The 2,372-nt window shown below is 72.4% G+C and carries 3 protein-coding genes; 1 reads left to right on the forward strand and 2 read right to left on the reverse strand.

Annotated features, from left to right (window positions below; all coding sequences use genetic code 11):
* Positions 1–28: 28 nt before the first annotated feature.
* Together E1267_RS43450 and E1267_RS43455 are read right to left on the reverse strand one after the other, a co-directional pair.
* Positions 29–787 carry a sugar isomerase domain-containing protein gene (locus E1267_RS43450; RefSeq protein WP_132342114.1) on the reverse strand — a complete coding sequence of 253 codons (759 nt, stop codon included), beginning with the start codon at positions 785–787 and terminating at the stop codon, positions 29–31.
* Positions 784–1,677, reverse strand: coding sequence for a MurR/RpiR family transcriptional regulator (locus tag E1267_RS43455; RefSeq protein ID WP_246064737.1), 894 nt, complete (start codon positions 1,675–1,677; stop codon positions 784–786). The genes E1267_RS43450 and E1267_RS43455 overlap by 4 nt, the downstream gene beginning before the upstream one ends.
* A gap of 60 nt (positions 1,678–1,737) precedes the next feature.
* Here E1267_RS43455 and E1267_RS43460 point away from each other — a divergent pair.
* Positions 1,738–2,372, forward strand: a 635-nt coding sequence (locus tag E1267_RS43460) for an N-acetylglucosamine kinase (protein ID WP_281283770.1), incomplete at its 3' end; no start/stop codon positions are given.

Below are 2,372 nucleotides of genomic sequence, written 5' to 3' on the forward strand. Positions count from 1 at the left end.
CGGTGGAACGGGGTCGGTGGGACCGGGGTCAGGCGCCGCGGCGGATGCGGCCCGCGTACAGCGCCTCCAGGCGGAGGTTGTGCGCGTCGCCCTCGGGAACGTTGGCCGAGAGGTAGACCGGCGGGACTTCACCGGCATCGAGCAGGTTGCTGACGGTCTGGGTCACGACGAGCTGGGCCAGCAGAGCCGAGGTGATGGTGGAGACCGCTCCAACGGAGCCTCCGTCGGGCAGGGGCAGGACGGCGTCGCCGTAGGGGGCGTGGTTGTCGAGGACGACGTCGGCCAGGTCGGCGAGCCGGCGGCCCGAGGGGTGGCGGGACACGACGGCTTCGCTGTGGGCGCGCGAGGTGATCGCGATCAGGTCGTGACCGCGTTCCTTGACGAGCGTGGCGAGCTCGACGACCACGCCGTTGACGCCCGAGTTGGAGATGATGACGAACAGGTCGTACTGCTGGACGGGGGCCAGGTCGAGGATCGTACGGGCGACGGCGGGGTCCCGCTCCAGGTCGTAGCGGTCGAGCTCGGCCCTGGGGGCGTCGCCGTACAGGACGATGTCGCGCAGTGCGAGCCGGTTGGTCGGCACGAGGCCGCCCGCCCGGCCGGCGATCTCCATGGCGACCGCTTCCGAGTGGCCCGACCCGAACGCCTGGATCACGCCGCCCGCGTTCAGCGTCCTGGTGAACAGGCCGGCCGCCCGCGTGATCTCCGGATCCTCCGGGATCACCCGGACGAGCTGCGCGATGTGCTCGGCGAAGGCCCGCGGGGCGACTCGCTGGTTGACCGTCATATGTCCCCTTCTGATGAGCCTGGCGGGCCCTGTTCCGGTAGCCGGTGTCCGGCCACGGCCCGCACGGTGACGTCGAACGCCTGCTTCGTACGCTCGTACGTGCGCTGGGCGACCGACACGTACACGACGTCGAGCACGAGCAGTTGCGAGTGGATCGCGGCGAACCCCTCGGACCTGAAGCTCGTCGCGCGGCTCGCCGTCGTCAGCACCAGCTCGGCCCCCTCGGCCAGCGGCGATCTCGGCTGCGAGGTGACGGCCACGGTGATCGCGCCGTGGCTGCCCGCCTCGGCGAGCACCTCGATGACCTCGCGTGTCCGGCCGCTGTGGGAGATGCCGATCGCGACATCGCCCTGGCCGAGCAGCGCCGCGTCCGTCAGCGCGCTGTGGGCGTCGGACCTGCTCCAGGTCGGCACCCGCATGCGTTGCAGCCGGTATTCCATCTCGCTGGCGACCGCCGCGCTGCTCGACACCCCGAACAGCAGCACCCGCCCGGCCCTGGCCACGGCCCGCGCGACCTTGTCCACCACGGCCAGGTCGAGCTGGTCGCCGGTTTCCTGGATCAGGCGGATGTCGTTGCCCGACACGACGCTCAGCACCCGGTCGAGGCTGTCGTCGGGCAGGATCTCGCGGCCGATGTCGGTCTGCCACGTCTGCTGCGCCACCCGGCCGGTCTCGGTGGCGACGGCCACCCGGAGCGCGGCGTAGCCGGAGAAGCCCAGGGCGCGGCAGAATCGGGTGATCGTGGCGGTGGACGTGGCGCTCCGCTCGGCAAGGTCGACGATGGTCAGGCGGGCCGCCTCCGCAGGGGCGGCGAGAATCGCATCGGCCACCTTGCGCAGCGCCTCGGGCATGTCGTGCTGCTCGGCCCTGATGCGGCTCAGTAGTTCCACGCGGTGATAATTATGCCCAGCGTCTGGCGCAGTCAAGCCATTTCGGCAATAATTTTTGACATGCAGCTGGTTCTGGGCGTCGACGCCGGCGGCACCACGTCGCGGGCCGCGCTGTTCACGCTGGACGGCACGCCGGTGCGGCGCGGGCACGCGGGCGGCGCCAACCCCGGCACTCTCGGCCTCGACACCGCCGCCGCCAACCTGACCACCGCCGTACGCGCGGCCCTGCCGCACTCCGGCTCCGAGCGGCTCATAGGTGCCGTGGCGGGCCTGGCAGGCAACCCCTCGCTGTGCGCGACGCTCACCGAGCGCGTCTTCGGCGCCCTCCTGTCCGGGGGCGACGTGCGCGGGGTACGGGTGACGGGCGACATCGTGACCGCCTTCGCCGCCGGCACACCCTCGCCGTCGGGCACCGTGCTCATCTCGGGCACGGGGGCGATCGCGGCCAGAATCGCCGACCACGCTCCCGCCGGCACCGCCGACGGGTACGGCTGGCTGCTCGGGGACGAGGGCTCGGCCTTCTGGATCGGCCTCGCCGCCGCCCGCGCCACCGTCCGCGCCCTCACCACCCCGCGCCCCTCTCCGACGAGGCCGGGCGTCGGTCCGGTACGCGACCACGAGCCGAACCGCCCCGATCCGGCCCTCGACGAGATGACCGCCGGTCACCGTCCGGACGACCACGAAACCGCCGACCG

The organism is Nonomuraea longispora (assembly GCF_004348345.1).
Classification (GTDB): domain Bacteria; phylum Actinomycetota; class Actinomycetes; order Streptosporangiales; family Streptosporangiaceae; genus Nonomuraea; species Nonomuraea longispora.

Bases quoted from the DNA above. Each gene is read 5' to 3' on its own strand.
- E1267_RS43450 (WP_132342114.1), bottom strand. From the start codon at position 787: ATGACGGTCAACCAGCGAGTCGCCCCGCGGGCCTTCGCCGAGCACATC.